The sequence below is a fragment of the Adlercreutzia sp. DFI.6.23 genome, from assembly GCF_024462535.1.
In the GTDB taxonomy this organism is placed as follows: Bacteria; Actinomycetota; Coriobacteriia; order Coriobacteriales; family Eggerthellaceae; genus Adlercreutzia; species Adlercreutzia rubneri.
The window spans coordinates 1-292 of the sequence record NZ_JANGBP010000711.1 but is presented as its reverse complement, the minus strand read 5'-3'; the positions used below and the strand labels follow the sequence as shown (position 1 = coordinate 292).

Genomic DNA, 292 nt, shown 5'->3' with positions numbered 1-292 from the left:
CGGCCCGCTACGAGCACCGCTCCACGGTCATCACCACCAACGTGGCCGTGGGCCTTGGGGCCGACGTGTTCGGGGACGCGGTGACCGCCGCGGCCAGCGCCGACCGGGTGTGCCACCACTGCTCGATGCTCAAGATAACGGGGCGGTCCTACCGCATGAAGGACCTGCTGGCCGAGGCGGCCGACGGCGCCGGGCTGCCCGAGAGGGGGCAGTCGTGAGGGCCGCGGACGCCGCGGGGTGGCTGGCCGCGTTCGGCGCAGAGGACGTCGCGGTGACGGTCAGGTTCCCGCAG

1 protein-coding gene is annotated in these 292 nt (G+C 74.0%); it reads left to right on the top strand.

The annotated features are described in order from the left end of the window. On the top strand, positions 1–218 hold a 218-nt coding region (locus NE591_RS15165), incomplete at its 5' end, for an ATP-binding protein (RefSeq protein ID WP_256157090.1). Between the last annotated feature and the right edge of the window lie 74 nt (positions 219–292).